Origin of the sequence: Ferruginibacter sp. (genome assembly GCF_031430955.1) — a bacterium.
GTDB lineage: Bacteria > Bacteroidota > Bacteroidia > Chitinophagales > Chitinophagaceae > Ferruginibacter.
This window is the reverse complement of sequence record NZ_JANPCM010000725.1, coordinates 1-1517: the sequence shown is the minus strand read 5'-3', so window position 1 is coordinate 1517 and position 1517 is coordinate 1. Positions and strand designations below refer to the sequence as shown.

Sequence of the window (1517 nt, the reverse complement as noted above, 5' to 3'; positions counted from 1 at the left end):
AAATGCAGTAAAGGAAAGAAAAACAAATATTCTTACAGGGATAGTAAGTTTAAAAAAGGACTGAATATTACCTGCGCCTGCACGGTGATAATAATAACCAATACATAGAGCAAGTACACCCACAACCCTTATCCAAACTTCGTTTGTATTGGGCAGTTGTAAAGTAGTTAATAAAAAATTGGGAGCAGCAACTAAAGTAATTCCTGTAACATACAAATAGAACCCAAAATAGTAAACAGATTTGGCGGCAGCTGTCATGATGGTTGATTTTAATCAGGTAAAAGTGTTAATGATTAAAGATATAAATTTTATTTGCTTTATCAAAGTGCTGTATAAAAACGAATGTACATCAATTAAAATATTTTAATTTTGATTGTATCATAGCTTATGCATGCAAATCCTCAAATTTCAATTGCAACAGTTGCAGATGCTGCAAGTATAGTTGCCTTGCTTAACAGTGCTTACCATGGCGAAAGTTCAAAACAGGGCTGGACAACCGAAACTCATCTTATTGCAGGTAATCTGCGTACAGATGAAAACGATCTGCAAAATATAATGGCACAGCCCAACAGTGTTGTTTTAAAATATATAAATGAGCAGGATGAAGTTATTGCTTCTATAAACCTTTATAAGTTTTGTAACTAAAATCCTCCATTAAAGTTTGGCGACACTTTAATAAAGTGCAGCAATATTAAATGGAGTACATTTTCTATAAATAGTAAAAAAAAAAATTTTTATATAAACTTATTACAGAAAATGAAAGATTTTAAAAAATATTACATTATTCCGGCAACACCAGAAGAAGTTTACCTTGCAATAACATTACCTCATACCATTCAGTTATGGACGGGGAGCAGGCAGAAATAAGTACCGAACCTGGCAGCGAATTTTCTTTATGGGAAGGAAGCATCGCAGGCAAAAATCTTGTTTTTGAAGAAAATAAAAAATTGTACAGCGATGGTATTTTGATGGGCAGGAAGCCGAATCAATTGTTTCTGTAAAATTGCATCCGCATAAACAGGGCACATCGGCAGAATTACAGCACACCAATATCCCTGACGAAGCCTATAAAGAAATGGTGAAAGGCTGGGATAGTATTTATTTTGGACTATTGATACGCTTTTATAGTTAGAGAATTCTATAATACTGTATTGATGGATATATTATAAAACCCAATTGAATAATTGTTTTACCAACGTTTTTTACATAAAAACATTTAAAAAAAAATACCTATTTAAATATATATTACAGCTTTTGCCCCTATCTTAAGAGACTTATAATTAAATAAATGAGTCTTTCCCTTCAGTTTTTCTATCAAAATTTATCTCTAATTTATTGATTTCTAATTAGTTATATTAATATCTAAATTCATTGAATCAATAATTTATCTTAGATATTTATAATTTTATCCTAAAACTTAATTTTTTTCTATTTTATTTTTATTTTTATTGATAAATATTTAAAATAAATTATAAAAAGGTGAATATTTTTTAATTATAGGTTATTAATGAGTAGAA

Annotated in this window: 4 protein-coding genes; 3 read left to right on the top strand and 1 reads right to left on the bottom strand. The window is 29.5% G+C overall.

Translation table 11 applies throughout. The features are described 5' to 3' along the window. Window positions 1–258 (bottom strand): hypothetical protein (locus ACY65O_RS20715; protein ID WP_462222765.1); only part of this gene is annotated, 258 nt, incomplete at its 3' end. A 129-nt stretch (window positions 259–387) separates the two neighbouring features. Here ACY65O_RS20715 and ACY65O_RS20710 point away from each other — a divergent pair. The 3 genes from ACY65O_RS20710 to ACY65O_RS20700 all read left to right on the top strand — a co-directional run bounded on the left by ACY65O_RS20710 (window position 388) and on the right by ACY65O_RS20700 (window position 1132). Then, window positions 388–645, top strand: coding sequence for a hypothetical protein (locus ACY65O_RS20710; protein ID WP_462222764.1), 258 nt, complete (start codon window positions 388–390; stop codon window positions 643–645). A gap of 197 nt (window positions 646–842) precedes the next feature. Beyond that, complete coding sequence (locus ACY65O_RS20705; RefSeq protein ID WP_462222763.1) at window positions 843–1001, top strand: hypothetical protein; 159 nt, start codon at window positions 843–845, stop codon at window positions 999–1001. 2 nt (window positions 1002–1003) lie between these two features. Continuing rightward, window positions 1004–1132: a hypothetical protein gene (locus ACY65O_RS20700; protein WP_462222762.1), complete on the top strand. Its 129-nt coding sequence runs from the start codon at window positions 1004–1006 to the stop codon at window positions 1130–1132. The last annotated feature ends 385 nt before the right edge of the window (window positions 1133–1517 follow it).